This is a genomic window from Streptomyces sp. NPDC002076, assembly GCF_053593835.1.
In genome coordinates this window covers 78931-104819 of sequence record NZ_JBSFDI010000004.1, presented here as the reverse complement: position 1 = coordinate 104819, position 25889 = coordinate 78931, and the positions used below count along the sequence as shown (strand labels likewise).

Sequence of the window (25889 nt, the reverse complement as noted above, 5' to 3'; positions counted from 1 at the left end):
TCCGCCCTCGGTCGGCCGTGGCAGGACGACCCGGACGCCACCGTGACGATCCCTGGTCGGCGACCGGTTCCCCACCCCCGGCGGGCCGGCGTCGGCGCTGATCCAGCTGAACGACGCGCCCGACACGGCCGCAAGGTCGGCAAGGGGTACAGCGGCCGCGGTGTGAAGGACGCGGCGACCTCCCGAGCGATGGGCTGACGGTCCTGCGAGGCAGGGCACCGGACGCGGCGGTGACCTGCGTGATCCCGATGGCCCGGCCGGCCCGGTCCTGGCCCCCGCTGCGTGCCGCCCTCGCGCTGTCCGGGGAGGCGCTCACGGAGCCGTCCGGCGCCGAGCCGGACGATGGCCTCCACCAGGGGCCGTACGACGGCGCGTCCGCGAGGCCCTCCTGCGCTCGCCTGACGACCGTGCCGCCGTTGACCGAGATCTCCTCCAGGCCGTAGACGTCCTCGCCGACCGGTTCCACGAGGACCCTGCCTCCGTCCGGCAGCGAGAAGCCGACGGCTCCCCATGCACACCCTGCCCTGGCGTCCGCACAGGTGCGCTGGAGCCAGTCGTACCCTGATCGAGGACCTTCCCACACGTCCTGGCATGCTGGGTGAGCCATGACCTCACCAACCTCCCCCTCGCTCCCGGCCTCCCCCGCCCGCAACCCCGTCGGCGGTCATGTCCCCGTCGCCGGTGGCCTGCACTCCGTCGGGCTGTCGTACGCCCGCGAGCTGCGGGCGGAGACCGTGCAGGTCTTCGTGGCCAACCCGCGGGGCTGGGCCACGCCCGCCGGGAATCCCCGGCAGGACGAGGCCTTTCGCGCGGCCTGCGCCGAGGAGTCGATCCCGGCGTACGTCCATGCGCCCTACCTGATCAACTTCGGCTCGCACACCGAGGCGACCGTGGAGCGGTCGGTGGAGTCGCTGCGGCACTCCCTGCGGCGCGGGCGGGAGATCGGTGCGCTGGGTGTCGTCGTGCACACCGGGAGCGCGACCGGCGGGCGGGCCCGGGAGGTGGCGCTCAAGCAGGTGCGCGCGCACATGCTGCCGCTGCTGGACGAGCTGACGCACGACGACGACCCGTTCCTGCTGCTGGAGTCGACCGCCGGGCAGGGCGCCTCGCTCTGCTCGCGCACCTGGGACTTCGGACCGTACTTCGAGGCACTCGACGCGCACCCGAAGCTCGGGGTCTGCCTGGACACCTGCCACGTCTTCGCCGCAGGTCACGATCTGACCGGGCCGAGCGGGATGCACCAGACCCTGGACCTGCTGGTGGACACCGTCGGCGAGGGCCGCCTGAAGCTGATCCACGCCAACGACTCCAAGGACGTGGTCGGCGCGCACAAGGACCGGCACGAGAACATCGGCGCCGGCCACATCGGCGAGGACCCCTTCCGGGCCCTGATGGCCCACCCCGCGACCGAGGGCGTACCCCTGATCATCGAGACGCCCGGCGGCAAGCTGGGACACGCGGCGGACGTGGAACGCCTGAAGAAGCTCAGGGACGGATGAGGCGCCGGGGTCGGTCACGCGAGCGAACCGGTGTTCTCGTCCCCGGAGATGGTACCGGCGCCGAGATCCCCGCCGGTCAGAGTTCCGGCCCCTCCCCCGGTTCCTCCTGGTACGAGTACCGCTGTTCCTTCCACGGGTCGCCGATGTTGTGGTAACCGCGCTCCTCCCAGAAGCCGCGGCGGTCGGCGGTCATGTACTCGACGCCGCGGACCCACTTGGGGCCCTTCCAGGCGTACAGGTGGGGCACGATCAGGCGGACCGGGAAGCCGTGCTCGGCGGTGAGGAGTTCGCCGTCCTTGTGGGTGGCGAAGAGGGTGCGGTCCGAGGCGAAGTCCGACAGGCGGAGGTTCGAGCTGAAGCCGTACTCCGCCCAGACCATCACATGGGTGACCTCCGGCGCCGGCGGGGCCAGCTCCAGGATGGTGCGGGCGGGGATGCCGCCCCACTCCGCGCCGATCATGCTGAACTTCGTCACGCAGTGCAGATCGGCCACCACGGTGGTGTACGGCAGGGCCGTGAACTCCTCGTGGTTCCAGATGTGCTTGTCACCGTCGGCGGTGGCGCCGAAGACCCGGAACTCCCAGCGCTCGGGGCGGAACTTCGGGACGGGTCCGTAGTGCGTGACCGGCCAGCCGCGCTGGAGCCGCTGACCCGGCGGAAGCTCGGACCCTGCCGTTGCTCCAGACTCGCGCTCCACCGGATGACCCATGTATCCATCCTGACAGACCTGGGGCAGTGCCCTTGACCACCCTCCCGAAAACCGGGCAAGGCGCATCGATTCAGTACATATTTACTAAGTGCGCACTTACTGGACGATCTTCGTCGCCGATGCCATCATGCGGCGCTATCGGCCGGGTCCGGTTTACCTGGAAGGAGTCCATTGCGATGCAGGGCGACCCCGAGATCATCGAGCTGCTCAACGAACAGCTGACCGCCGAGCTGACCGCGATCAACCAGTACTTCCTGCACGCCAAACTGCAGGACCACAAGGGGTGGTCGAAGCTCGCCAGGTACACCCGGGAAGAGTCGTTCGACGAGATGCGGCACGCGGAGATCCTCACCGACCGCATCCTGCTGCTGGACGGCCTGCCGAACTACCAGCGGCTCTTCCATGTCCGGGTCGGGCAGACGGTGACCGAGATGTTCCAGGCGGACCGGCAGATCGAGGTCGAGGCGATCGACCGGCTGCGCCGGGGCGTCCAGGTAATGCGCGAGAAGAACGACATCACCTCGGCGAACCTCTTCGAGGCGATCCTGGCCGACGAGGAGCACCACATCGACTACCTGGACACCCAGCTGGAACTCGTGGACAAGCTGGGCGAGGCGCTGTACCTCTCGACCGTGATCGAGCAAAGGCCCGACCCCTCGGGCCCGGGCACCAGCGGCTTCTCCGCACACTGAGCGCCGGCCCGCACGACCGCTAGGCCGCGTCGTCCAGCCGCTCCAGCGCCGGGACGCGCCGGTCGATCAGCTCCCGGCGGGGGCAGGCACCCCGGCCGAGCAGCGCCTGGATGCGCCGTACGCAGTTCCCGCAGTCCGTGCCCGCCTTGCAGGCGGAGGCTATCTGGCGGGGGGTGCAGGCACCGTCCTCCGCGTGCTGCTTGACCTGGGCCTCGGTGATGCCGAAGCAGCTGCAGACGTACACGCGGACTCACCTCCCGACGGGATCGCTCTATTACTGCCATCCCCTTGATCGGTGAGGCAAACCTAACCTTACCCGCCGCACAGGGCCCGCAAAAGTGGGGAAGGGCGCGGATCGGATGTGATCCGCGCCCCAGATCGCCCACAGGTCCGGCCGGACCCTACTGGTCCCGGTACATCTCCGCGACCAGGAACGCCAGGTCCAGCGACTGGCTGCGGTTCAGCCGCGGGTCGCAGGCCGTCTCATAGCGCTGGTGCAGGTCGTCGACGAAGATCTCGTCGCCGCCGCCGACGCACTCGGTGACGTCGTCGCCGGTCAGCTCCACATGGATGCCGCCCGGGTGGGTGCCGAGCGCCTTGTGGACCTCGAAGAAGCCCTTGACCTCGTCGAGCACGTCGTCGAAGCGGCGGGTCTTGTGCCCGGAGGCCGCCTCGAAGGTGTTGCCGTGCATCGGGTCGGTCACCCAGGCCACCGTCGCGCCGGACGCCGTGACCTTCTCCACCAGCTCGGGGAGCTTGTCGCGGATCTTGTCGGCGCCCATCCGCACGATGAAGGTCAGCCGGCCCGGCTCCCGCTCGGGGTCGAGGCGGTCGATGTACTGCAGCGCCTCCTCGGCCGTCGTGGTCGGGCCGAGCTTGATGCCGAGCGGGTTGCGGATCTTCGAGGCGAACTCGATGTGCGCCCCGTCCAGCTGGCGGGTGCGCTCACCGACCCACACCATGTGCGCGGAGACGTCGTACAGCTTGCCGGTGCGCGAGTCGACCCTGGTCAGGGCGGACTCGTAGTCCAGCAGCAGCGCCTCGTGCGAGGAGTACAGCTCGACGGTCTTGAACTCCTCCGGGTCCGTGCCGCAGGCACGCATGAAGTTCAGCGCGTTGTCGATCTCGCGCGCGAGCTGCTCGTAGCGCTGGCCCGACGGCGAGGTCTTCACGAAGTCCTGGTTCCAGGCGTGCACCTGGCGCAGGTCCGCGTAGCCGCCGGTGGTGAAGGCGCGCACCAGGTTCAGCGTGGACGCCGAGGCGTGGTACATGCGCTTGAGCCGCTCGGGGTCCGGGATGCGGGACGCCTCGGTGAACTCGAAGCCGTTGACGGAGTCGCCCCGGTACACCGGGAGCGTCACGCCGTCGCGGGTCTCGGTCGGCTTGGAGCGGGGCTTGGAGTACTGCCCGGCGATACGGCCGACCTTCACCACGGGCACAGCGGCCGCGTAGGTGAGGACGGCACCCATCTGGAGCAGCGTCTTCAGCTTGTTGCGGATGTGGTCGGCGGACACCGCGTCGAACGCCTCGGCGCAGTCGCCGCCCTGGAGGAGGAACGCCTCTCCCTTGGCGACGGCCGCCATCCGGGCGCGCAGCTGGTCGCACTCGCCCGCGAAGACGAGCGGCGGATACGACTCGAGGTCCGCGATCACTGCGCGCAGAGCCTCGGGGTCGGGGTACTCGGGCTGCTGCGCCGCGGGCAGGTCTCGCCAGGTGTTGCCAGCGCTCGGGCTGGTCTTAGCGTTCACGGTCACCTCGTAAACATTACGGGGTCGTGTCGCATGCCCCATCTTCTGGCTCGAAGGGTGAGACGCGCGGGTTGTCCTGTGGACCGGGGGGCGGGTGCGGTAGGGTTTTCGTCATGTTCGCGCTTTCGATCCAGAACTGGTGGTGGACCGCTCATCCGGCGGCCCACTGACTGCGCGTACGCAAGACTTCGCGAAGGCCGCCCGAGGGGCGGCCTTCGGTGTGTCCGGGGTCGTTCCTCACCGACATCGACGGAAGAGGACCCATGGACCTGGCACAGCTCCTGCACGACGACCGCCCCTTCGCCCTGCTCCGCCGCCGCACCCCGGGCCGCGACGAGCACACGGTGGAGGTCCTGCTCGGCCCGGTGACCCGCCGCGACCGGCTCGCCGACCTGCCCGGCGAGGGACTGGCACTGGTCCCGTTCCGGCAGATCCGCGAGCGCGGCTTCGACGTCCGCGACGACGGCACCCCGCTGCTGGTGCTCACCCCCGAGGAGTCGTACGAGGTTCCGCTGGACGTGGCGCTGGCGCAGCTCCCGGCGCACGAGGTGCGCGTCGAGGGCGGTGGCTTCGACGTGGGCGACGAGGAGTACGGCGAGATCGTCGGGCGGGTGCTGGCCGAGGAGATCGGCCGGGGCGAGGGCGCGAACTTCGTGATCCGCCGCACCTACGAGGGCGAGATCCCGGGGTTCGGCCGCGCCGACGCGCTCGCGCTGTTCCGGCGGCTGCTGGCGGGCGAGCGGGGCGCGTACTGGACGTTCGTCGTGCACACCGGGGACCGCACGCTGGTCGGCGCCAGCCCCGAGGTGCACGTCCGGATGTCCGGCGGGACGGTCGTGATGAACCCGATCAGCGGGACGTACCGCTATCCCGCCGAGGGCCCGACGCCCGGGCATCTCCTCTCCTTCCTCGCCGACGGCAAGGAGATCGAGGAGCTGTCGATGGTGGTCGACGAGGAACTGAAGATGATGTGCACCGTCGGCGACATGGGCGGGGTCGTCGTCGGGCCGCGGCTGAAGGAGATGGCGCACCTCGCGCACACCGAGTACGAGCTGCGCGGCAAGTCCTCCCTGGACGCGCGGGAGGTGCTGAAGGAGACCATGTTCGCGGCGACGGTGACCGGCTCGCCGGTGCAGAACGCATGCCGAGTGATCGAGCGCCACGAAGTCGGCGGGCGCGGCTACTACGCGGGCGCGCTGGCGCTGCTCGGCCGGGACTCCGGGGGCGCGCAGACCCTGGACTCCCCCATCCTGATCCGCACCGCCGACATCTGTGCCCAGGGGCGGCTGCGCGTCCCGGTCGGGGCGACCCTGGTGCGCGGCTCGGACCCGGCGGGCGAGGTCGCGGAGACGCACGCGAAGGCGGCGGGGGTGCTGGCGGCCCTCGGGGTACGGCCGTCCCGGCCGCGCGCGGAGCGCGAGCGGCCCCGGCTGGCCGACGACCCGCGGGTGCGGGCGGCGCTGGACGGCCGGCGGGCCGCGCTCGCGCCGTTCTGGCTGCGGATGCAGGAGCCGGCGCGCGAGCTGACCGGCCATGCCCTGGTCGTGGACGGCGAGGACACCTTCACCGCGATGCTGGCCCATGTGCTGCGCTCGGGCGGCCTGGACGTGACGGTGCGGCGGTACGACGAGCCGGGGCTGCGGGCGGCCGTGCTCACGCACGAGGGCCCGGTGGTGCTCGGCCCCGGACCGGGCGACCCGGCGGATCTGGCCGACCCGAAGATGCGGTTCCTGCGGGAGCTGACCGCCACCGTGCTCCGGGGGCACCGGCACGGGGTGCTGGGCGTCTGCCTGGGCCATGAGCTGATCGCGGCCGAGCTGGGGCTGGACATCGTCCGCAAGGAGGTGCCGTACCAGGGGGCGCAGACCGCGATCGACCTGTTCGGGCGGCCCGAGACCGTCGGCTTCTACAACAGCTTCGTCGCCCGCTGCGACGAGGAGACGGCCCGGGAACTGGCCGCGCACGGCATGGAGGTGAGCCGGGCGGCGAACGACGAGGTGCACGCCCTGCGGGGTCCCGGGTTCGCGGGTGTGCAGTTCCACCCGGAGTCGGTCCTCAGCCTGAACGGGGTCGCGATCGTGCGGGAGCTGGTCGGTCAGCTGCGCGGGACGAGCACGTTCTCCGAGCGGCGGCCCGCCCTGTAGAACCGACCCCGGTGCAGCGGCCCTCGCGCGGCGAGGCGACGAGGGCCGGTACCGGGAACGCGCCGCGTTCAGCCGAAGAACACCCCGACCTCCGCGTACAGCTTCGGGTCCACCGTCTTCAGGCGGGCGGTGGCCTCGGCGAGCGGAACGCGGACGATGTCGGTGGCGCGCAGGGCGACCATCCTGCCGAAGTCGCCGTCGTGGACGCAGTCGATGGCGTGCAGGCCGAAGCGGGTGGCGAGCCAGCGGTCGAAGGCGCTCGGGGTGCCGCCGCGCTGGACATGGCCGAGGACCGTGGTCCTGGCCTCCTTGCCGGTGCGGCCCTCGATCTCCTTGGCCAGCCACTCGCCGACCCCGGAGAGCCGGACATGCCCGAAGGAGTCCAGCGAGCCGTCCTTGAGCACCACGTCGCCGTCCTTCGGCATGGCGCCCTCGGCGATGACCACGATCGGCGCGTAGGACGCCCGGAACCGGGAGGTCACCCAGGCGCAGACCTGGTCGACGTCGAAGCGCTGCTCGGGGATGAGGATGACGTTGGCGCCGCCGGCCAGGCCGGAGTGCAGGGCGATCCAGCCGGCGTGCCGGCCCATCACCTCCACGACCAGGACCCGCATATGGGACTCGGCGGTGGTGTGCAGCCGGTCGATGGCCTCGGTGGCGATGTTGACGGCGGTGTCGAAGCCGAAGGTGTAGTCGGTGGCCGACAGGTCGTTGTCGATGGTCTTGGGCACCCCGACGCAGGGCACCCCGTACTCGTCGGACAGCCGCGCGGCGACGCCCAGGGTGTCCTCGCCGCCGATCGCGATGAGGGCCTGGACGTCCAGCTTGGCCAGGTTGTCCTTGATCCGGCGGATGCCGTTCTCCGCCTTGAGGGGGTTGGTGCGCGAGGAGCCGAGGATGGTGCCGCCGCGGGGCAGGATGCCGCGCACCGCGGGGATGTCGAGACGGACGCTGTCGCCTTCGAGGGGACCCCGCCAGCCGTCCCGGAAGCCGACGAAGTCATAGCCGTACTCCTGCACGCCCTTGCGGACGATGCCCCGGATGACGGCGTTGAGCCCGGGGCAGTCGCCGCCTCCGGTCAGTACTCCGACCCGCATGGAAATGTCCCTTCGCCGCGGTTCCCTGACACAGAGTCACGCTAATGGTGATTCACGTCACATCGGGAGAGGCGGGAAGGGTGATTCAGGCTTACGGCCGCGCGGCGGGCCCTACTCGTCGTCCAGTCCGCGCTCTATGGCGTACCGCACCAGCTCGACCCTGTTGTGCAACTGCAGCTTGCCGAGGGTGTTCTGGACGTGGTTCTGCACCGTGCGATGGGAGATGACGAGGCGTTCGGCGATCTGCTTGTAGCTCAGTCCCTTGGCGACCAGCCGCAGCACCTCCGTCTCCCGGTCCGTCAGCCGGGGCGCGCCGGGCTCGTCGGTGTCGGCGGCGGGCCCGGGCTCGGCGGCCAGCCGGCGGTACTCGCCGAGGACCAGCCCGGCGAGACCGGGCGTGAACACCGGGTCGCCGACGGCGGTACGGCGCACCGCGTCCAGCAGCTCCTCGGTGGACGCCGACTTCAGCAGGTAGCCGGTCGCGCCGGACTTGACCGCCTCCAGCACATCGGCGTGCTCGCCGCTCGCCGAGAGGACGAGGACGCGCAACGCCGGGTTGTGGCCGACGACTTCCTTGCACACCTGGACGCCGGGCTTGGCGGGCAGGTTGAGGTCCAGCACGAGGACGTCGGGCACGGCGGCCCTGGCGCGGCGGACCGCCTGCTCGCCGTCAGCGGCGGTGGCTACCACGTGGAAGCCGGACTGGGTCAGGTCCCGGGCGACCGCGTCGCGCCACATGGGGTGGTCGTCCACCACCATGACCTTGATCGGGTCCTGCTGCTCGCTCATCGACGCCCCGCCTTCGCGTTCTTCGGTACCTTCAGTTCCACTTCCGTGCCCTGCCCTGGGACGGAGGCGAGTTCGGCGCTGCCGCCCAGGTCGCGCAGCCGCCCCCGGATCGACTGGGCCACGCCGAGCCGGCCCTCCCCCTCGGCCTGGGCGAGCCGGCCCTCGGGGATGCCGGGGCCGTCGTCCCGGACGGTCACGACGATCCCGTCCGGCTCGTCCTCGACCAGGATCCAGGCCCGGGCCTGCTCGCCCGCGTGCTCGCGGACGTTGTCCAGGGCGGCGCCGACCGCGGCGGCCACCTCCCGCGCGGCCGGCCGGGGCAGCTCGACCGGCGCACCGGGCTCGGCCAGGCTCACCCGGGCGCCGGCGTACGGGGCGAGCAGGGAGCGCAGATCGACCGGTCCCTCGTCGTCGGGCTCGTCCACCGCCCGTACGACGGCCCCGGCCGCGGTGTCCTCCGACACCCGGGAGACCGGCAGCAGACCGCCGGAGACCAGCGTGCGCAGCGCCACCTCCTGCTCCCCGGCGAGCCGCCCCAGCTCCGCCGCCTCGCCGCCGATGACCGCGCCGCGCCGCTGCACCATGGCCAGCACCTGGAGCACGCTGTCGTGGATGTCCCGGGCCAGTCGCTCCCGTTCCCGGGTCGCCGCCTCGATCTCCAGGGCGCGGGCGAGGGTGCGCTCGGAGGCGCGGGCGACCTCCACGACGTAGCCGATGCCGATGGAGGCCACCCAGACGAGGATCAGGCTGTGCACGGTGTCCCGGGCGGGATGGCCGCGTTCGACCAGGTTGGCCAGCGCGACCGGCGTGGAGGCGGCGGCGGCCCAGCGCCAGCCGCCCTTGATCGCGAAGGCCAGCACCGCACCGCCGGTCCATATCGACGGCAGCGTGGGGCCGCCCGCGATCCGCTGATGGCTGTCGGCGAGCGGGGTGATCAGGACGCCGGTGAGGGCGATGGTCAGGTCGGCGGCCAGGAAGGGCTTGGTGCAGCTCGCCGCGTTGCGGACCCTCGGCAAGGTGGCGAGGGTCCAGACGAACAGGACGGCGAAGTAGCAGACGGCGACCCAAGGGTGCGTGAAGAGGTCGTATCTGGTGGCGCCCAGACCGATGGCGTACAGCATGGTCAGCACGCGGTAGCCGGCGAGCGCGCGCCACAGCGGCAGCTCGACCGACATCCTCATCACGCGCTCGCGCTCGGGCATGTCCCCCCGGCCCCCCACTCCCCCGGCTCCCCGCCTACTCCTCGGCCTTCTTCTCCGCTTCCTTGGCGGCCTTCGCCGCCTCCGCGATCTGCCGCTTGGCCGCCGTCGCGTAGATGTCGACGTACTCCTGGCCGGACAGCTTCATGATCTCGTACATGACCTCGTCGGTCAGGGCGCGCAGGACGAAGCGGTCGTGCTCCATGCCGTGGTAGCGGCTGAAGTCCAGCGGCTTGCCGATGCGGATGCCGGGCCGCATCAGCTTCGGCACCACCTTGCCGGGCGGCTGGATCTTCTCGGTGTCGATCATGGCCACCGGGATGACCGGCGCACCGGTGGCGAGCGCCACGCGCGCGAGGCCGCCGGGCTTGCCCCGGTAGAGCCGGCCGTCGGGCGAGCGGGTGCCCTCGGGGTAGATGCCGAACAGCTCGCCGCGCTCCAGCACCTCTATGCCGCTCTTGATCGCGGCCTCGCCGGCGCCGCGCGCCCCGGAGCGGTCCACCGGGAGCTGCCCGACGCCCTTGAAGAAGGCGGCGGTCAGTCGGCCCTTCACACCGGGCGTGGTGAAGTACTCGGCCTTCGCGATGAAGGTGACCTTGCGGTCCAGGACCGCGGGCAGAAAGAAGGAGTCCGAGAAGGACAGGTGATTGCTCGCCAGGATGGCGGGGCCCTCGGCCGGTATGTTCTCCAGGCCTTCCACCCAGGGTCTGAAGGCGACCTTCAGCGGCCCACCGATGGCGACCTTCATCGTGCCGTACAACACCCGCTTGCCTCCTGTTTCCGTCGAACAGACCTTAACCCTTCAGGACCGTCAAAGGGCCCGACGACCCTGGTCGGTGTCAGTGCGGTCGCGTACGGTGAAGCACATCCGCACGTTTTCCTCACGCCCCCGCCGGCCACCGGTGGGGCCCTCTTCAGGAACAGGAGCGTCGAAGGTGCCGGTCCTCCCCGGAGCCGAGCCGTACCGCCACCAGGGCGGGGAGGTGGGGGTCCTCCTCTGCCACGGCTTCACCGGCTCGCCCCAGTCGCTGCGCCCTTGGGCGGAGCACCACGCTGCGCGCGGCCTGACCGTGTCGCTGCCCCTGCTGCCCGGCCATGGCACCCGCTGGGAGGACATGCAGGTCACGGGCTGGCAGGACTGGTACGCAGAGGTGGACCGCGAGCTGCGGATCCTCTCCGAGCGCTGCTCGCGGGTGTTCGTCGCGGGCCTGTCGATGGGCGGCGCGCTGGCGCTCCGGCTGGCGGCCCGGCACGGCGAGCGGGTCACGGGCGTGGTGGTCGTCAACCCGGCGAACAAGGTGCACGGCCTGTCGGCGTACGCCCTTCCGGTGGCCCGGCATCTCGTGCGGACGACGAAGGGCATCGCCAGCGACATCGCCAAGGAGGGCGCGGCCGAGCTGGGCTACGACCGGGTGCCGCTGCACGCCGCGCACTCGCTGCGGGTGTTCCTGCGCCGGCTGGACGGCGAGCTGCCCCAGGTCACCCAGCCCTTGCTGCTGCTGCGCAGCGCCCAGGACCATGTCGTCCCGGCGGCCGACTCGGCCCGGGTGCTCAGCCGGGTGTCGTCCACGGACGTGACGGAGATCGTGCTGGAACAGAGCTACCACGTGGCGACGTTGGACCAGGATGCGGACCGGATCTTCGAGGAGAGCCTCGCCTTCATGGGCCGGCTCGCACCCAGTCTCGGCAAGGAAGGGGCGGCCACAGGTGGCTGAGCACGAGTCCGACCGCGAGGACCGCGAGCCGGACGAGCAGAAGGTGCCCTTCGACGAGGACGCCGCCTGGCGGGCCATCGTCGCGGGGTACGGCGAGGAGCCGCCGGACCCGCCGGGCGCCCGGCCCTTCAAGCCGGTGGAGGACCTGGCGCTGCCGGAGCCGGAGCCGGAGAAGGACGCCGAGAGCGACACCGGCAAGGCCCCGGTGCGGCCGCTGGGCAGCTCGGTCTCCTTCGCGCCCGGTGTCGGCCCGCGCGACCACACCCCGCCCGAGCCCTCCGAGGCCGACTTCGACGAGGACGACGAGGGCCACTTCGTCCCACCGGATCCGCCGCTGCCGGAGGCCGACACCACCGCGAAGTTCGCCTGGCTGGGCGTGGTCGGCGGTCCGGTCCTGCTGCTGCTGGCGGTGCTGCTCGGCTGGGACATGACCTGGTGGCTGACGACCCTCGGTATCGGCGGCTTCCTCGGCGGCTTCGCCACGCTGGTGATGCGCATGCGCACGGACGACGACGAGGACGACGACCCGGGCCGGGGCGCGGTGGTCTGAGGGCTAGGGGGCGCCCGCGGGGCAGGGAGAGGTGAAATCCCGCGCCCAGTGCTGCCACCGGTTTCCTGTGCTGGTTCGTGCAGAGCTCATGCCACCGGTACGCGCAGGGCGGCGAGGACCGGGAGATGGTCCGTGGCCGCGGTCAGGTCGGCCCGGGTGACGCCCGGCTGGGCATGGGGGTCCCCCCGCTCGAGCGAAGCCGAGAGTGGGAGAGGGACCCCGCAGCCGAGCACCTTGATGCCCTTGGTCGCGAAGACGGCGTCGATGCGCTGCGGGGGCTCGCTGTGCGGCCAGGTGGTCTCGCCGCCCCAGGGGGCGACGGCCCGGCAGTCCTGGAGGCTCGCGGAGAGCAGACGGAAGGCGGGGCCGTCGGGGCCTTCGTTGAGGTCGCCGCCGGCGATGGCGTGCTCGACGCCGAGTCCGGCGAGCCGGTCGAGGAGCATGCCGCCCTGCTCGTACCGCTCCTTGCCGTCCAGGCTCAGATGGCAGCTGATGACGCCCAGCCGGACCCCTCCGAAACGGACCACCGCCATGGCGAAGCCGCGTCGGTGGAGTCCGGGGGTGAGCGGGAGGAGTACGTCCTGCGTGCGCTCGACGGTGGCCCGGAGCGAGCAGAGGATCGCCGGGCCGGCCGCGGTGGCTCCGCCGGTGAGGATGACCTGGCCACAGGCCGCGGCGAGGCGGGCGAGCTTCTTGCGCCAGCGGAAGAAGCGGGGGGCTTCCTGGATCAGGACCAGGTCGGGGGCGCAGGCGGTGATGATCCTGGCCAGGGCGTCGGTGTCGTCGCGCATCGAGCGGATGTTGTAGCTCAGGACACGGATGACGGCCGAACCGTCGGATTCGGTACGGGAGTTGGGAAGCAGCGTGCTGGTCGCCATGCCGATCAACATACGACGATGCCCGCCCGTCCCGGGACCGGACGCGGCGGGCACTGTCGTACGACCCCACTACATGATCGGGTCGGGCTCCCGGGCCAGGTCCGCCGCGCCGACGAGGCCCGCCTTGTTGCCGAGCTGGGCGGCGATCACGTCGGCCACCGGGCGCCAGTTGCCGCCGACCAGCCAGCGCTTGTAGGACTTGCGGATCGGGTCGAGGACCAGTTCACCCTCGTCGGAGAGGCCGCCGCCGACGATGAACGCGGACGGGTCGAAGAGGGAGGCGAGGTCGGCCAGGCCCGCGCCGGCCCAGCGGGCCAGCTCACGGTAGGAGTCGACGGCCACCGGGTCGCCCTGGCGTGCGGCCATGGAGATGTGCTTGCCCTCGATGCCGTCCGGGGTGCCGTCGCCGAGGCCGAGCAGGATCTCGGCGTTCTCCGGGGTGGCGTTGGCGCGCTGCTTGGCGTATCTGACGAGCGCGCGACCGGAGGCGTACTGCTCCCAGCAGCCCTGCGAACCACAGCCGCACAGCAGGCCGTCCGGGACCATCCGGATGTGGCCGAATTCCGCGGCCACGCCGAAGTGGCCGCGGCGCAGCTTGTTGCCGATGATGATGCCGCCGCCGAGACCGGTGCCGAGCGTGATGCAGATGACGTTGCGGTGGCCCTTGCCGGCGCCGAACTTGTACTCGCCCCAGGCGGCGGCGTTGGCGTCGTTCTCGACCACGACCGGGAGGCCCACGCGGGCCTCGACCTTCTCCTTCAGCGGCTCCTGGCGCCAGTCGATGTTCGGCGCGAAGTACACCGTCGAGCGCTGCCGGTTGACGTAACCGGCCGCACCGATGCCCACGCCGACGATCTCGTGCCCGGCGCGCGCACCCTCCACCGCCGAGGCGATGGCGTCCACGATGGCCTCGGGCGTGGTGGGGGTCGGCACCTTGAAGGTCGAGAGGATGTTGCCTTCCTCGTCGACCACGCCGGCCGCGATCTTGGTGCCGCCGATGTCGACGCCGATGGTGAGTCCCATGAATCCCTCAGTTTCGGTCGAGCCCCGCTACGGCCAACCGTACCCGAGGCCCTGCCGGGAAAGCGCTTCAGTCCAGGTCGATCCGCTCCCCCGGGCCGGTGCCCTCGCCCCGGTCCCGCCCGTCGTCCTGCGCCTCGCGGGTCAGGTCGTCGGCGGTGCGGGCGGTCCAGCGGCGCTCCTGGGCCTGGACGGCGGAGCGGTAGGCGGCGAGCAGTTCGCCGCCGGCCGCGGCCAGGTGGTCGAAGACGTCCGGGTTGCGGTCTATGACGGGCTCGACGGCGGCCTTGGCCTGCTGGACGACCTGGCGCACCACCTGCTGGGCGGCGGGTCCGGCGAGGCCGCCGAGGAGCGGTGACGGGAGGCCGGAGAGCTTGTCGGCCACCGTGTCCACGAGTCTTTTCAGTTCCTCGGCGGCCGAGCCCGGCTGTGGCCCGTGCTCGGCGCGGCGGCGGGCCTTCTCGGCGGCGAGGTCCTCGGCGCAGGCGGTGGCCCAGGCGTCGGCGTCGGTCGCCCGCCGCGCCTGTTCCTCGTATTCCTCGTGCGAGTCGGGTGCGGGACGCTCTTCGCTCATGGCGGACTCCTGACTACGGTTCGCCTTTACGACGTTACCCGAACGGGCGTACCCGGATCATCACCGTCCGGTGACGGGCCACAGGTCGGGATCCGGGGCGAAGCGGATGCGCAGCTCGCCCTCGCGCAGACCGGCCCCGGCGACGGTGCAGCGGCGCAGGGCGGAGGGCAGCGGGGCGATCCGCCGGAACGGGCCCGCGGTGATCACCAGCTCGTCGCCGCGCCGGATCAGGTCCAGCTCGTCCCGTATGGCGCCGGGCAGCGGGATGTGCCAGACCAGTACGCCGTCGTCGCTCCTGTGGTCGGTGACGGGCCACTCGACCGGGGCGGGCGCCGGATTGACGGGCGGTACGCCGAGGGCGGTGAGGTCGTCGGCGCCGCGCGGGTCGTGGCCGAGGTGCGGGACGGGGTGGACGCCGTAGGGCTGCTCCTGCCAGTCGGCGAGGGTCTTGCGCTGCTGGGCGAGGAGTCCGGCGAGCAGGCTGTCCGGGTCGGTCTCGGGCAGGGTGCGGTTGGCGATCAGGGCCTCGGTGCGCAGGCCGCGCAGGGCGAGGCCGAGGCCCGCGGTCCGTACGGCGTCGGCGCCGGCCGGGCCGGGTTCGGCGACCAGGCGTACGGCGGTGTTGCGGTCGGCGAGGACGGCCTCGACGGCGGCGAGTTCGACGTCCCAGCGGGCGGCCGTCTCGTAGAGCCAGTCGGACGGCATCGGCACGCCGGCCAGGCGGCCGAGGACCGGGCGCAGGGCGCGGGCCGCCTGCCGCTCGGGTGGGAGGAGGCGGCGCAGATAGCGGCGCAGCTCCTCGGGGAGGGCGAGCAGGGCGAGGGCCTGCGGGAGCGGCGGGAGGTCCACGACGAGCAGGTCGTAGCGCTCGGACAGCGCCGCGTCCCTGACGGCCCGCAGGAAGGACAGCTCCTCGGCGCCGGGCAGTGGAGTGACCTCCTCGGCGTCCAGCCGGGCGGCGCCGAGCAGGTCGAGGACGGTGGCTGCGCGGCTCTGGAAGGCGGTGAGGTCCTGCCGGAAGCGGTCGACGGCGTCGGGCCGCCAGGTGGTGAGGTTCGCCGCGGCTTCCTCCGGCACCGGTCCCGTCGCGGAACCCAGCGCGGCGCCGAGGCTGTCGGTGCGGTCGGCACTCAGCAGCAGCGTGCGGACGCCGTCGCCTGCGGCGCGCTGTGCGGTGGCGGCGGCGATGGTCGTACGACCGCCGCCGCCCGGGCCCGTGATCAGGATGGTGCGCATGAGGCTGAACGGTAACGGAGGGCGGGCGGACGGGGTGCTGGGCGGCGCCCGGAGCTGCGGTATCGGACGGCGCGTTGTGGGACGGCGCCCGTGGTTGCGGTACCGGACGGCTCCCTGAGCTGCGACCGGCCGGGGGTGGGTCGCGCAGCCCGGCGCTGACGGGTTGCCTCCCCCAGAGGGGGCCCCAGCGCCCACCCGTGCCGCCCCAGCGGCACGACTGCCCGCGGCTGGGCGGGGGGGGCGCGGCGCGTGTAGCCGCACGGCTCCCGCGCTCGCGGCCCGGCGTCGGGGGGTTACTCGGGCGATTCCACCCGCTTCTTCAGGCCTGCCAGGGCACGGTCGATGATGACCTTCTCCGCCTTGCGCTTGATCATGCCGAGCATGGGGATCTTGACGTCCACGGTGAGGAGGTAGGTGACCTCCGTGGTGGCAGGGCCCGTGGGCTTGAGGATGTACGAGCCGTCCAGGGAGCGGAGCATCTGGGACTTGACCAGGGTCCAGGAGACCTCGTTGTCGCCGGTCCAGGTGTAGGCCAGCGTCTGGTCGTCCTTGATCGCCCCCGCGTCCATGACGAGCCGGACCTGCTCGGCACGGCCCTGGTCGTCGGTCTTGAGGACCTCCGCCTCCTTCACCTCGCCCGTCCAGTCCGGGTAGCGGGCGAAGTCGGCGATCACCCCCATGACGTCGGCCGGTGCCGCCTCGATGGTGATGCTCGAGCTGGTGTGTTCCGCCATCGCCGTGGCTCCTCCAGATGCGGGCCGGTACAGAGGTCGTCGTGCGCACGTGTGTGCAGCGTGAAGGCTACCGCGCCGCCGACCTGCCGCCTTCACCCCATGTCCCACCCACCATCAACCGGTCACCATTCGAGCGCCCAGGGGCGGCCCGTCCCCGCGAAGTGGCCCACGTTCACGCACTCGGTCGCGCCTATCCGCATCCGGCGCGCGAGCGGCTGGTGGACGTGGCCGAAGAGCGAATAGCGCGGCCTGGTGCGGCGGATCGCGGCCAGCAGCGCGCGGCTGCCCCGCTCGAAGCGGCGCGCCACGGTGTCGTAGACCAGTTCGGGCACCTCCGGCGGGATGTGCGTGCACAGCACGTCGACCTCGCCGACCGCCTCGATCTTCGCCGCGTACTCCTCGTCACTGATCTCGTACGGCGTCCGCATGGGCGTGCGCAACCCGCCCCCGACGAACCCGAAGGTCCAGCCGCCGATCTCCACCCGCTGGCCGTCGAGCACGGTGGTGCCGGGGTGGGCGTACTCCTTCCAGAGTGGCGGCATGTCGACATTGCCGTAGGTGGCGTACGTCGGGGTCGGGAACGCGGCGAACATCTCGGCATACTGCTTGCGCACCGCCTTCTCGATCGCCGCGGCCCGGTCCATGCCGATGCCGCCCCACAGCCGGGCGCCGAACTCCCGGGCCTCCTCGAAGCGCCGGGCGGTGCGCAGCGCGACGATGCGGTCGGCGTTCTCCTTGCCGAACAGGTCCGGGAAGATGCCGCGCGAGTGGTCGGCGTAGTCGAGGAAGAGGACGAGGTCGCCCAGGCAGATCAACGCGTCCGCACCCTCGCCCGCGCGCGCCAGGTCCCGGGCGTTGCCGTGCACGTCGCTGACCACGTGGACGCGCGTCCTGCGATGTCCGGCGCTTCGGTTACCGGAGGGTGTGGGTGCCATGGCGATCAAGCGTAGGCGTGTGCGGTGTGCGTGAACAGTGTCGGTCCGGCCTGCGGTTACTCGCCGGTCGGTTCGGCCGTGGACTACTGTGCGCGAAGGAACGCCAACGTGTGTGACGCAGCGAACATCTCACCGGGAACCCCTGTCCCGAACGCCATACCGGCGGGTAACGTCCGGGCAGTCCAGTCGTGCTCTGGATTTCAACAGCTGAATTCCCGAGCACCTGCCCGAGCCTTGGACCGCACCGTCGCATCACACAGTGTCGTGGCGCCGGCGCCCTATGAGGAGCAGCAGTCTTGCGCGAGTTCAGCCTTCCGGCTTTGTACGAGGTCCCTGCGGACGGCAACCTGACCGACATCGTCCGCAGAAACGCCGCGCAGCATCCCGACGTCGCCGTCATCGCCCGCAAGGTGGGCGGTGTCTGGCAGGACGTGACGGCCGCCGCGTTCCTCGCCGAGGTGCGCGCCGCCGCCAAGGGTCTCATCGCCTCCGGCGTCCAGCCGGGCGACCGGGTGGGCCTGATGTCCCGCACCCGGTACGAGTGGACGCTGCTCGACTTCGCGATCTGGAGCGCGGGCGCGGTCACCGTGCCGGTGTACGAGACCAGTTCGCCGGAGCAGGTGCAGTGGATCCTGTCCGACTCGGGCGCGACCGCCTGCATCGTGGAGCTGCCGGGCCACGCGGCGGCCGTGGAGTCGGTGCGCGAGTCGCTGCCCGCCCTCAAGCACGTCTGGCAGATCGAGGCCGGCGGTGTGGAGGAGCTCGGGCGGCTCGGCCAGGACGTGTCGGACGGGACCGTCGAGGAGCGCAGCTCGCTCGCCCGGGCCGACGACCCGGCGACCATCGTGTACACCTCCGGTACCACCGGCCGCCCCAAGGGCTGTGTGCTCACCCACCGCAGCTTCTTCGCCGAGTGCGGCAACATCGTGGAGCGGCTGCGTCCCCTGTTCCGTACCGGCGAGTGCTCGGTCCTGCTCTTCCTGCCGCTGGCGCACGTCTTCGGCCGCCTGGTGCAGATCGCGCCGATGATGGCGCCGATCAAGCTGGGCTGCGTCCCGGACATCAAGCACCTCACCGACGAGCTGGCCGCCTTCCGGCCGACGCTGATCCTCGGTGTCCCGCGTGTCTTCGAGAAGGTCTACAACACTGCGCGCGCCAAGGCGCAGGCGGACGGCAAGGGCGCGATCTTCGACAAGGCGGCGGACACCGCGATCGCCTACAGCAAGGCGCTGGACACCGCCTCCGGCCCGGCGTTCGGCCTGAAGGTCAAGCACAAGGTCTTCGACAAGCTGGTCTACAGCAAGCTGCGCGCGGTCCTCGGCGGCCGGGGCGAGTACGCCATCTCCGGCGGCGCCCCGCTGGGCGAGCGGCTCGGCCACTTCTTCCGGGGCATCGGCTTCACCGTGCTGGAGGGCTACGGCCTGACCGAGTCCTGCGCGGCGACCGCGTTCAACCCGTGGGACCGGCAGAAGATCGGCACGGTCGGCCAGCCGCTGCCCGGCTCGGTGATCCGGATAGCGGACGACGGCGAGGTGCTGCTGCACGGCGAGCACCTGTTCAAGGAGTACTGGAACAACCCGGGTGCGACCGCGGAGGCGCTGGCCGACGGCTGGTTCCACACCGGGGACATCGGCACCCTGGACGAGGACGGCTACCTCAGGATCACCGGCCGGAAGAAGGAGATCATCGTCACGGCGGGCGGCAAGAACGTGGCGCCCGCGGTGATCGAGGACCGGATCCGGGCGCACGCGCTGGTCGCGGAGTGCATGGTGGTCGGCGACGGGCGGCCGTTCGTGGGCGCGCTGGTCACCATCGACGAGGAGTTCCTTGGCCGTTGGTGCGCCGAGCACGGCAAGCCGGCGGGTTCCACCGCGGCGTCGCTGAAGGACGACCCGGATCTGCTCACGGCGATCCAGGCGGCGGTCGACGACGGCAACGCCGCGGTGTCGAAGGCGGAATCGGTGCGGAAGTTCCGCATTCTGCCCTCCCAGTTCACGGAGGAGTCGGGCCACCTCACCCCGTCGCTGAAGCTCAAGCGGAACGTGGTGGCGAAGGACTACGCGGACGAGATCGAGGCCATCTACCAGAAGTAGTCCGGCAGTCGGCTCATGGCGCGGTGTCCTCGGCGAGGACCCGCGCCATCGTGCGTTCGGCGAGCGCGGTGATGGTGACGAAGGGGTTCACGCCGATGTTGCCGGGCACGAGCGAGCCGTCGGTGACGTAGAGGTGTGAGTACCCCTTCACCCGGCCGTAGTCGTCGGTGGCCTTCCCGAGGACGCAGCCGCCCAGCGGGTGGTAGGTGAAGTCGTCCGCGAAGACCTTGCTGACGGAGCCGAACAGGTCGTAGCGGTAGATGGTCGCGTTGGCCAGGTTGATGCGGTCGAACAGCTTCTTGGCCATGCTCACCGACACCGCGCTCTGGGCGGCGCTCCAGCCGAGCTTCACCGTGCCGGAGGCGGAGTCGTAGGTGAAGGAGGCCCGTTCGGGGTTCTTGGTGATCGCCAGGTAGAGGCTGATCCAGTGCTCGAACCCCATGGGCAGCGGGGCGATCTCGGCGAAGACCGGGTTGTCGGCGTTGGCCCAGTCGTCGATGCCCATGACGGGCATGGTGGCCTGGTCGGCTCCGACGGTGTCCCAGACGTGGTTGGCACGGCCGAGCATGGTGTTGCCGTTGGTGCCCCAGCCGGCGCCCACGGCGGGGTCCAGGTCCGGCAGGGTGCCGGTGTCGCGGGCGCGGACGAGGAGTTCGGTGGTGCCGAGGCTGCCCCCGCCGAGGAAGAGATACGTGCAGCCGTAGCTCTTGGTCTCGACGACCGCGCCGGTGCTGTCGATCCGGTCGGCGGTCAGGGTGTACGACCCGTCGGCCGCCCGGCTGACGGACCTCACCTTCTCCAGGGTGTGGATGGTGACGTTGCCGGTGCCGAGGGCGGCGGCCAGATAGGTCTTGTCGAGGCTGCGCTTGCCGTGGTTGTTGCCGTAGATGACCTCGCCGGCCAGCGCGGACTTCGTGGCCGTGCCGGCGGCCTCCTGCTGCATGTAGCCGAAGTCGTAGACGTTCGGCACGAAGGTGGTCCTCAGGCCCGCGTTGCCGGCGGCCTTCCGGGAGGTGCGGGTGAACCGGTACCAGTCGGTGGACTCGAACCAGGCCGGGTCGATCGTGTTGACGCCGAGCATGGCGCGGGCGCGGGGGTAGTAGGTGCCGTACATCTCGTCGGCGTCCACGGTCGGGAACTGCTCGGTGAAGTACGACTTCAGGGGCGTGACCGCCATGCCGCCGTTGACGAGGGAGCCGCCGCCGACGCCGCGGCCGACGTAGACGGACATGTTGTCGTAGTGGACGCGGTCCAGGACGCCGGGATAGGCGCCGATGTCCTTGTTGACCACGTCCAGCCAGAGGAAGGTGGCGAGCGGGGCCTCGGTGCGGGTGCGGAACCACATGGAGCGCTGGTCGGGGGCGGAGGTGGAGCAGAAGATCTTGCCGTCGCTGCCCGTGGTGTTCCACAGGCGGCCCATTTCGAGGACGAGGGTACGGATGCCGGCCTGGCCGAGGCGGAGGGCGGCGACGGCGCCGCCGTAGCCGGAGCCGATGACCACCGCCGGAGCGGATTCGACTGCGTCGGGCTCGGCGGCCCGGGCCGACTGGAGTCCTATGCGGGTGAAGCCGAGGGTGGCCGCGGTCTGCAGTGCGGCCATGCCAAGTATGTGACGTCTTGTCAGCTGACGTCTCATCAGGTTTGGAGTCATGGGCGCAGCATGGGCGGATTATGGGGTTCCGCCAAGCGTAAAGACGCCATCTGGGGAGAGGAGTTCGCTGGGACGACGACTGCGGGTGGTCCGTGGTTGATCGCGCCCACGCGGCAGAGCCGCATATCGATACAGCCCCGCGCCCCTGGGTTGGCTACCCCTACAGCAAGTCTTTGAGTTTCTCGGCGAGTAGGTCCCAGCGCCACCTCTCCTCGACCCACTGGCGGCCTCGCTCGCCCATCCTCCTGCGCAGCTCCGGATCAGCCAGCAGGGGCACGATGCGGTCGGCCGCCTCCTCGGGGGAGCCTCCCCTGACGACCCACCCGGTCTCCCCGTCCAGCACCGCGTCCGGGGCGCCGCCCGAGTCGCCCGCCACCACCGGCAGGCCCGTCGCCGAGGCCTCCAGGTAGACGATGCCGAGGCCCTCCACGTCCAGGCCGCCTCGCCGGGTTCGGCAGGGCATGGCGAAGACGTCGCCGGCGCCGAAGTGGGCCGGCAGGTCGGACCAGGGGACGGAGCCGGTGAAGCGGACGGAGTCGGCGACGCCGGTCTCGGTGGCCATCCGGCGCAGGTCCTGCTCGTAGGGGCCGCCGCCGACGATGAGCAGGACGGTGTCGGGCTCGGCGGCGAGGATGCGGGGCATGGCCTGGATGAGGGTGTCCTGGCCCTTGCGCGGGACCAGCCGGGAGACACAGACCACGACCGGGCGGTCGGTGAGGCCGAGGCGGGCGCGGACCTCGTCGCCGCCGGAGCCGGGGTGGAAGGTCTTCTCGTCCACGCCCGGCGGCAGCTGGACCATGCGGGCGGCCGCCGCCGGGGTGAGTGCCGTGGCGATCCTCGACCGCGTGTACTCACCCAGATAGGTGATCGTGTCCGTCGACTCCCCGATCCGGCGCAGCAGTTGCCGGGCGGCGGGCAGCTGGGCCCAGCCGGCCTCGTGGCCGTGGGTGGTGGCCACCAGCCGTTGCGCGCCTGCCTTGCGCAGGGCCGGCGCCATCAGGCCGAGTGGGGCCGCCGCGCCGAACCACACCGAGGTGCAGCCGTGCTCGCGGAGCAGGCCGACCGCCCGCCGGGTCGCCTGGGGGGTCGGCAGCAGCATGGTCGTACGGTCGCGTACGACGGTGAAGGGCTGCTCGGCGTCGAAGGCGGCCGTGGCCTCGATGCCCGCCCGGCTTCGCTTCCAGGTGGAGGCGTAGACGACCAGCCGGCCGGGGTCCAGGCGGAGGGCCATGTTGTGCAGGAAGGCCTGGATGCCGCCCGGCCGGGGCGGGAAGTCGTTGGTCACGATCAGGGTCTTGTGCATCGCCGCCGACCCTACCGAATCGTCCGTCCGGAGCCAGGTGCGGCCGAGTCTGTGGCATGCGCACAGACACGCACGACATCATGGTGGCCGACCCGAAGTCGAACGGCAGGGGATCACGTGGAGACGAGAGGCGCCTGGCGGTCCCTGGCATGGCTGCTCGCGACCTGGGTTGTCACCCGTGCGGTGCTGCTGCTGTTCGTCTTCCAGGTGTACGTCTTCCCCGGCCCGGACGTCACCGCCGACGTGTCGGTGACCTACCGGGGCTGGTACGAGGTGCTGCGCCAGGGAACGTTTCCGCTGGACGACGTGACCTGGCAGTACCCGCCGGCCGCCGCCCTGCCGATCCTCTCCCCCGCCGTCCTGCCCTTCCTGTCGTACGCGCATGCCTTCTTCGTGCTGGCGTTCCTCGCCGACGTGGTCGTCCTGGCGCTGCTGGTGCATCCGGGCCGGCGCCCCGGCCGCTCCCTGCGCGGGGCCTGGGTGTGGGTGGCGGGCGTTCCGCTGCTCGGGCCGACGGTGTACGCCCGCTACGACGTGATGGTGACCGCGGTGGCCGTGGCGGCGCTGCTGGCCGGGGCCCGGCGGCCCCGGGTGATGGGCGCGCTGACGGCGTTCGGGGCGCTGCTGAAGGTGTGGCCGGCGCTGCTGCTGGTCGGTGCGGTGCGGCGGCGGGCGTGGTGGTCGGCGGCGGTGACCTCGGCGGGCCTGGCGGCGCTGTTCTCGGTGTCCATGCCGGGCGCGTTCGCCTTCCTGACCTTCCAGCGGGACCGGGGCACCGAGGTGGAGTCGCTGGGCGCGCTGGTCTTCCATGTGGCCCGGCACTTCGGGTGGCAGGGCCAGGTGCTGCTGAACTACGGGTCGCTCGAGTTCATCGGTCCGCATGTGGACCAGGTCAGCGCGGTGGCGCTGGCGCTGACCGTGACCGCGTTCGGCTGGCTGCTGCTGTGGCGGCTGTGCATGACCCGCAGGGCGCCGCACACCCTCGCGGACGCGGCCTTCACCGCCGTCCTGCTGTTCACGGTCACCAGCCGGGTGATCAGCCCGCAGTACCTGGTGTGGCTGGTCGGCCTGGCCGCGGTCTGTGTGTCGTACCGGGCGAGCCGGATGGGGGCGCCCGCGCTGATGGTGGTGGCCGCGTCCTTTCTGACGGTCCTGGAGTTCCCGCTCGGTTTCGGGCATGTGGTGATGAGCGACCGGTACGGCGTGCTGCTGCTGGCGCTGCGCAACGGCCTGCTGGTCGTCGCCTCGATCACGGCGGCCCGCCGGCTGTGGGCCTCGACGGTGCCCCCGGCCCCCGCCGCGCCACTGCCGCCGCAGCCGGCCCGTCCCCGGCAGGCACCGGTCTCCCCCTGACCAGGCCGACCCCAGCCTCCCGGCCTCGACAGACCACGGTCTCCCCCTGACGAGGCCGCCCCACACCGAGGACAAGCCGGCGACTCACGACACCCGAGCGACCACAACGTCCGCGGCGCCCACACAGACCTCGCCGATCCCCACACGACACCCGGCAGGTCACAGCAGCCCCAGCCACCGCGAGACCTCGGCCATCACGCCGTGGACCGCCCCACCGACCGGGCCGCGCAGCCCCCTGCTCCCGGCTCACCCGTCACCGCCAGCTCGTCGGCCCTCGCCCATGCCGCCGGCGCCGCTCCCGCACCTCCCGACAGGCCACAGCAGCCCGGCCGCCGAGAGACCCCGGCCCCCGCGCCGTGGACCGCCCCACCGACCGGGCCGCGCAGCCCCCTGCTCCCGGCTCACCCGTCACCGCCAGCTCGTCGGCCCTCGGCCATGCCGCCGGCGCCGCTCCCGCACCTCCCGACAGGCCACAGCAGCCCCGGCCACCGGGAGACCCCGGTTCGCCGCGCCGTGGACCGCCCCACCGACCGGGCCACGCGGCCCCACCCGGATCAGCGCCAGGAACACCCCGGTGGCCTCCTCGGCCCTCGACCATGCCGCCGACTTCCGGCTCACCCCGCGCGGGCCAGAGGCTGTCCGGTCTCCTCGTGTCGGCCGGTCCTCCGCAGCAGTGCCGCCACCGCCGCGCACTGCACGGCCATCGCGAGCGCCAGTGCCAGGCAGATGCCGGGCAGGCCGAGGCCGCCGAGGGCGTGGGCCAGGGGCAGCTGGACGGCCGTGCCGAGCAGGGTGACCCGGAGCAGCGCCGGTGCTCCGCCGCCGCCCTCGAAGACCCCGCCGAGCGCGATGAAGCAGGCCATCAGCAGCAGATAGGGACCGGCACAGCGCAGGAACAGCGCGCCCTGGTGGGCGACTTCGGGCCCGGCGCCGAAGGCGGCCATGATCCAGGGGGCGGTCGCGGCGAGCACCGCGGAGGCGGTCAGGCCCAGGGCACCGGAGACCAGCACCGCCTGCCGGCCGATGTCCCGCCGCGCGTCCGCGCCCGCGCCCCTGGTGTGCGCGGTGTGGATCGCGGCGGCCTGGCGTACGGCGTAGAAGGCCATGGTGGCGACGTACATGACCTTGTAGGCGATGGCGTAGGCGGCCACCGCCGTCACCCCGAGCCGGGCCACGATCGCCACCAGCACCAGGGCTCCGCTCTGGCGCACGGTGAAGTCGGCGGACATGGGCAGGCCCGTGGCGAGCGCACGGCGCAGGGCGGCCCGGGCCGGTGCGGCGGGCGGGACCTCGGCCGCCGTCCGCAGCAGGGCGTTGCGGCGCAGGGCGCGCAGGCCCACCACGAGGGCCACGGCGCGGCACAGCACGGTGGAGGCGGCGGCGCCCCGGACGCCGTACAGGTGGATCAGGACGGGGTCGCAGAGCAGGATCAGCCCGTTGGCGAGGAGGGCGAGGCGCATGGGGGTGCGGGTGTCGCCGGTGCCCTTGAGGATTCCGTCGACGAGCTGCTGGGCGAAGAAGACGGTCATGCCGGGCAGGGAGATCGCGAAGTAGGCGGTGGCCAGGCCCCGGGCCGCGCCGTCGCCGCCGCCGCCGCCGAGGACCAGTCCGGCCAGCGGCCCGCGCAGCAGCAGGCCGCCGATCGCGACCACCGGTGTCACCAGCGCGCACAGGGCCCACCCACCGCGCACGGCGGCCCGTACGGCGGCCGGGTCCCGGGCCCCTCTGGCGTGCGCCACCGACACGGTCGTACCGGAGGCGAAGACCAGCGCGATACCGAGCAGCACGTTCTCGGTGTTGGTGGCGACGGCCACGGCCGCGACGGCGGGGCCGCCGAGCCGGGAGACCCAGACGGTGTTGATGATCCCGGAGGCCACCGAGGCGAGCAGGGAGAGGTAGACGGGGTGGGCGAGGGCTATGAGCTGCTTGCGGTGGGCGTTCACCAGATGGCTCCTCTTGTCGAGCTACCT

At 71.9% G+C, this 25889-nt stretch carries 25 protein-coding genes; 9 read left to right on the top strand and 16 right to left on the bottom strand.

Going from position 1 to position 25889, the window contains the following annotated elements; translation table 11 throughout:
• Positions 1 to 239 precede the first annotated feature (239 nt).
• Together ACWCQS_RS10165 and ACWCQS_RS10160 are read left to right on the top strand one after the other, a co-directional pair.
• Positions 240 to 443 (top strand): hypothetical protein, encoded by a 204-nt coding sequence (locus tag ACWCQS_RS10165; protein WP_451004010.1) that lies wholly within the window; start codon positions 240 to 242, stop codon positions 441 to 443.
• Between the two features lie 162 nt (positions 444 to 605).
• A complete protein-coding gene (locus tag ACWCQS_RS10160; RefSeq protein WP_451004009.1) occupies positions 606 to 1499 on the top strand; it encodes a deoxyribonuclease IV in 894 nt (297 codons plus the stop codon).
• Between the two features lie 76 nt (positions 1500 to 1575).
• Here the strand turns inward: ACWCQS_RS10160 and ACWCQS_RS10155 are convergent, their stop codons facing one another.
• Positions 1576 to 2208, bottom strand: a complete 633-nt coding sequence (locus ACWCQS_RS10155; RefSeq protein WP_451004008.1) for a sulfite oxidase-like oxidoreductase — start codon at positions 2206 to 2208, stop codon at positions 1576 to 1578.
• A 176-nt stretch (positions 2209 to 2384) separates the two neighbouring features.
• On the opposite strand from ACWCQS_RS10155, the gene bfr reads away from it, so the two are divergent.
• Positions 2385 to 2900, top strand: coding sequence for a bacterioferritin (gene bfr, locus ACWCQS_RS10150; RefSeq protein WP_451004007.1), 516 nt, complete (start codon positions 2385 to 2387; stop codon positions 2898 to 2900).
• A 19-nt stretch (positions 2901 to 2919) separates the two neighbouring features.
• On the opposite strand, the gene ACWCQS_RS10145 is transcribed toward bfr, so the two are convergent.
• Both ACWCQS_RS10145 and ACWCQS_RS10140 read right to left on the bottom strand, forming a co-directional pair.
• A complete protein-coding gene (locus ACWCQS_RS10145; RefSeq protein WP_450980709.1) occupies positions 2920 to 3144 on the bottom strand; it encodes a (2Fe-2S)-binding protein in 225 nt (74 codons plus the stop codon).
• Between the two features lie 157 nt (positions 3145 to 3301).
• On the bottom strand, positions 3302 to 4654 hold the full coding sequence (locus ACWCQS_RS10140) for a class II 3-deoxy-7-phosphoheptulonate synthase (protein ID WP_451004006.1): 1353 nt from the start codon (positions 4652 to 4654) through the stop codon (positions 3302 to 3304).
• A gap of 107 nt (positions 4655 to 4761) precedes the next feature.
• Between ACWCQS_RS10140 and ACWCQS_RS10135 the strand changes: the two genes are divergently transcribed.
• Together ACWCQS_RS10135 and ACWCQS_RS10130 are read left to right on the top strand one after the other, a co-directional pair.
• A complete protein-coding gene (locus ACWCQS_RS10135) occupies positions 4762 to 4818 on the top strand; it encodes a trp operon leader peptide (RefSeq protein ID WP_115913573.1) in 57 nt (18 codons plus the stop codon).
• A gap of 93 nt (positions 4819 to 4911) precedes the next feature.
• Entirely contained in the window at positions 4912 to 6792 is a 1881-nt protein-coding gene (locus tag ACWCQS_RS10130; RefSeq protein ID WP_451004005.1) for an anthranilate synthase family protein, read from the top strand.
• Between the two features lie 68 nt (positions 6793 to 6860).
• On the opposite strand, the gene ACWCQS_RS10125 is transcribed toward ACWCQS_RS10130, so the two are convergent.
• The 4 genes from ACWCQS_RS10125 to ACWCQS_RS10110 all read right to left on the bottom strand — a co-directional run bounded on the left by ACWCQS_RS10125 (position 6861) and on the right by ACWCQS_RS10110 (position 10625).
• Positions 6861 to 7889: a 6-phosphofructokinase gene (locus tag ACWCQS_RS10125; RefSeq protein ID WP_451004004.1), complete on the bottom strand. Its 1029-nt coding sequence runs from the start codon at positions 7887 to 7889 to the stop codon at positions 6861 to 6863.
• Positions 7890 to 8000: 111 nt separating this feature from the next.
• Positions 8001 to 8678 (bottom strand): response regulator, encoded by a 678-nt coding sequence (locus tag ACWCQS_RS10120; protein WP_451004003.1) that lies wholly within the window; start codon positions 8676 to 8678, stop codon positions 8001 to 8003.
• Positions 8675 to 9880: a MacS family sensor histidine kinase gene (macS, locus tag ACWCQS_RS10115; protein ID WP_451004002.1), complete on the bottom strand. Its 1206-nt coding sequence runs from the start codon at positions 9878 to 9880 to the stop codon at positions 8675 to 8677. Before macS ends, ACWCQS_RS10120 begins: the two co-directional genes overlap by 4 nt.
• Positions 9881 to 9914: 34 nt before the next feature.
• On the bottom strand, positions 9915 to 10625 hold the full coding sequence (locus tag ACWCQS_RS10110) for a lysophospholipid acyltransferase family protein (RefSeq protein WP_451004301.1): 711 nt from the start codon (positions 10623 to 10625) through the stop codon (positions 9915 to 9917).
• A gap of 187 nt (positions 10626 to 10812) precedes the next feature.
• Between ACWCQS_RS10110 and ACWCQS_RS10105 the strand changes: the two genes are divergently transcribed.
• Together ACWCQS_RS10105 and ACWCQS_RS10100 are read left to right on the top strand one after the other, a co-directional pair.
• The gene (locus ACWCQS_RS10105) at positions 10813 to 11592 is read left to right on the top strand and encodes an alpha/beta hydrolase (protein WP_451004001.1); all 780 of its coding nucleotides are present in this window, start codon (positions 10813 to 10815) and stop codon (positions 11590 to 11592) included.
• Positions 11585 to 12142 (top strand): hypothetical protein, encoded by a 558-nt coding sequence (locus ACWCQS_RS10100; RefSeq protein ID WP_451004000.1) that lies wholly within the window; start codon positions 11585 to 11587, stop codon positions 12140 to 12142. The genes ACWCQS_RS10105 and ACWCQS_RS10100 overlap by 8 nt, the downstream gene beginning before the upstream one ends.
• 86 nt (positions 12143 to 12228) lie before the next feature.
• On the opposite strand, the gene ACWCQS_RS10095 is transcribed toward ACWCQS_RS10100, so the two are convergent.
• The 6 genes from ACWCQS_RS10095 to ACWCQS_RS10070 form a co-directional block, all read right to left on the bottom strand.
• Positions 12229 to 13020, bottom strand: coding sequence for an endonuclease/exonuclease/phosphatase family protein (locus tag ACWCQS_RS10095; RefSeq protein ID WP_451003999.1), 792 nt, complete (start codon positions 13018 to 13020; stop codon positions 12229 to 12231).
• Positions 13021 to 13089: 69 nt separating this feature from the next.
• Positions 13090 to 14043, bottom strand: a complete 954-nt coding sequence (locus ACWCQS_RS10090; RefSeq protein WP_055705252.1) for an ROK family glucokinase — start codon at positions 14041 to 14043, stop codon at positions 13090 to 13092.
• Positions 14044 to 14110: 67 nt separating this feature from the next.
• A complete protein-coding gene (locus tag ACWCQS_RS10085) occupies positions 14111 to 14614 on the bottom strand; it encodes a DUF5304 domain-containing protein (protein ID WP_451003998.1) in 504 nt (167 codons plus the stop codon).
• 60 nt (positions 14615 to 14674) lie between these two features.
• Positions 14675 to 15850 carry an ArsA family ATPase gene (locus tag ACWCQS_RS10080; protein ID WP_451003997.1) on the bottom strand — a complete coding sequence of 392 codons (1176 nt, stop codon included), beginning with the start codon at positions 15848 to 15850 and terminating at the stop codon, positions 14675 to 14677.
• Between the two features lie 293 nt (positions 15851 to 16143).
• The gene (locus ACWCQS_RS10075; RefSeq protein WP_388621519.1) at positions 16144 to 16584 is read right to left on the bottom strand and encodes an SRPBCC family protein; all 441 of its coding nucleotides are present in this window, start codon (positions 16582 to 16584) and stop codon (positions 16144 to 16146) included.
• Positions 16585 to 16706: 122 nt separating this feature from the next.
• On the bottom strand, positions 16707 to 17519 hold the full coding sequence (locus ACWCQS_RS10070) for a metallophosphoesterase family protein (RefSeq protein ID WP_451003996.1): 813 nt from the start codon (positions 17517 to 17519) through the stop codon (positions 16707 to 16709).
• A 296-nt stretch (positions 17520 to 17815) separates the two neighbouring features.
• Between ACWCQS_RS10070 and ACWCQS_RS10065 the strand changes: the two genes are divergently transcribed.
• A complete protein-coding gene (locus ACWCQS_RS10065) occupies positions 17816 to 19612 on the top strand; it encodes an AMP-dependent synthetase/ligase (protein ID WP_451003995.1) in 1797 nt (598 codons plus the stop codon).
• A gap of 13 nt (positions 19613 to 19625) precedes the next feature.
• Here ACWCQS_RS10065 and ACWCQS_RS10060 read toward each other — a convergent pair whose 3' ends face one another.
• Both ACWCQS_RS10060 and ACWCQS_RS10055 read right to left on the bottom strand, forming a co-directional pair.
• On the bottom strand, positions 19626 to 21248 hold the full coding sequence (locus ACWCQS_RS10060; RefSeq protein ID WP_451003994.1) for a GMC oxidoreductase: 1623 nt from the start codon (positions 21246 to 21248) through the stop codon (positions 19626 to 19628).
• A gap of 175 nt (positions 21249 to 21423) precedes the next feature.
• On the bottom strand, positions 21424 to 22566 hold the full coding sequence (locus ACWCQS_RS10055; RefSeq protein WP_451003993.1) for a glycosyltransferase family 4 protein: 1143 nt from the start codon (positions 22564 to 22566) through the stop codon (positions 21424 to 21426).
• A gap of 117 nt (positions 22567 to 22683) precedes the next feature.
• Between ACWCQS_RS10055 and ACWCQS_RS10050 the strand changes: the two genes are divergently transcribed.
• Positions 22684 to 23919, top strand: a complete 1236-nt coding sequence (locus ACWCQS_RS10050; RefSeq protein ID WP_451003992.1) for a glycosyltransferase 87 family protein — start codon at positions 22684 to 22686, stop codon at positions 23917 to 23919.
• Between the two features lie 614 nt (positions 23920 to 24533).
• Here ACWCQS_RS10050 and ACWCQS_RS10045 read toward each other — a convergent pair.
• Positions 24534 to 25862: an MATE family efflux transporter gene (locus tag ACWCQS_RS10045; protein ID WP_451003991.1), complete on the bottom strand. Its 1329-nt coding sequence runs from the start codon at positions 25860 to 25862 to the stop codon at positions 24534 to 24536.
• Positions 25863 to 25889 lie beyond the last annotated feature (27 nt).

Excerpts from the sequence above, each read along its gene's own strand:
- ACWCQS_RS10155 (WP_451004008.1), bottom strand. The coding sequence starts at position 2,208 with ATGGGTCATCCGGTGGAGCGCGAGTCTGGAGCAACGGCAGGGTCCGAG.
- ACWCQS_RS10130 (WP_451004005.1), top strand. The coding sequence starts at position 4,912 with ATGGACCTGGCACAGCTCCTGCACGACGACCGCCCCTTCGCCCTGCTC.
- ACWCQS_RS10160 (WP_451004009.1), top strand. The coding sequence starts at position 606 with ATGACCTCACCAACCTCCCCCTCGCTCCCGGCCTCCCCCGCCCGCAAC.
- ACWCQS_RS10120 (WP_451004003.1), bottom strand. The coding sequence starts at position 8,678 with ATGAGCGAGCAGCAGGACCCGATCAAGGTCATGGTGGTGGACGACCAC.
- ACWCQS_RS10095 (WP_451003999.1), bottom strand. The coding sequence starts at position 13,020 with ATGGCGACCAGCACGCTGCTTCCCAACTCCCGTACCGAATCCGACGGT.
- bfr (WP_451004007.1), top strand. The coding sequence starts at position 2,385 with ATGCAGGGCGACCCCGAGATCATCGAGCTGCTCAACGAACAGCTGACC.
- ACWCQS_RS10070 (WP_451003996.1), bottom strand. The coding sequence starts at position 17,519 with ATGGCACCCACACCCTCCGGTAACCGAAGCGCCGGACATCGCAGGACG.
- ACWCQS_RS10125 (WP_451004004.1), bottom strand. The coding sequence starts at position 7,889 with ATGCGGGTCGGAGTACTGACCGGAGGCGGCGACTGCCCCGGGCTCAAC.
- ACWCQS_RS10110 (WP_451004301.1), bottom strand. The coding sequence starts at position 10,625 with ATGAAGGTCGCCATCGGTGGGCCGCTGAAGGTCGCCTTCAGACCCTGG.
- ACWCQS_RS10080 (WP_451003997.1), bottom strand. The coding sequence starts at position 15,850 with ATGCGCACCATCCTGATCACGGGCCCGGGCGGCGGCGGTCGTACGACC.
- ACWCQS_RS10085 (WP_451003998.1), bottom strand. The coding sequence starts at position 14,614 with ATGAGCGAAGAGCGTCCCGCACCCGACTCGCACGAGGAATACGAGGAA.
- ACWCQS_RS10090 (WP_055705252.1), bottom strand. The coding sequence starts at position 14,043 with ATGGGACTCACCATCGGCGTCGACATCGGCGGCACCAAGATCGCGGCC.
- ACWCQS_RS10060 (WP_451003994.1), bottom strand. The coding sequence starts at position 21,248 with ATGAGACGTCAGCTGACAAGACGTCACATACTTGGCATGGCCGCACTG.
- macS (WP_451004002.1), bottom strand. The coding sequence starts at position 9,880 with ATGCCCGAGCGCGAGCGCGTGATGAGGATGTCGGTCGAGCTGCCGCTG.
- ACWCQS_RS10055 (WP_451003993.1), bottom strand. The coding sequence starts at position 22,566 with ATGCACAAGACCCTGATCGTGACCAACGACTTCCCGCCCCGGCCGGGC.
- ACWCQS_RS10075 (WP_388621519.1), bottom strand. The coding sequence starts at position 16,584 with ATGGCGGAACACACCAGCTCGAGCATCACCATCGAGGCGGCACCGGCC.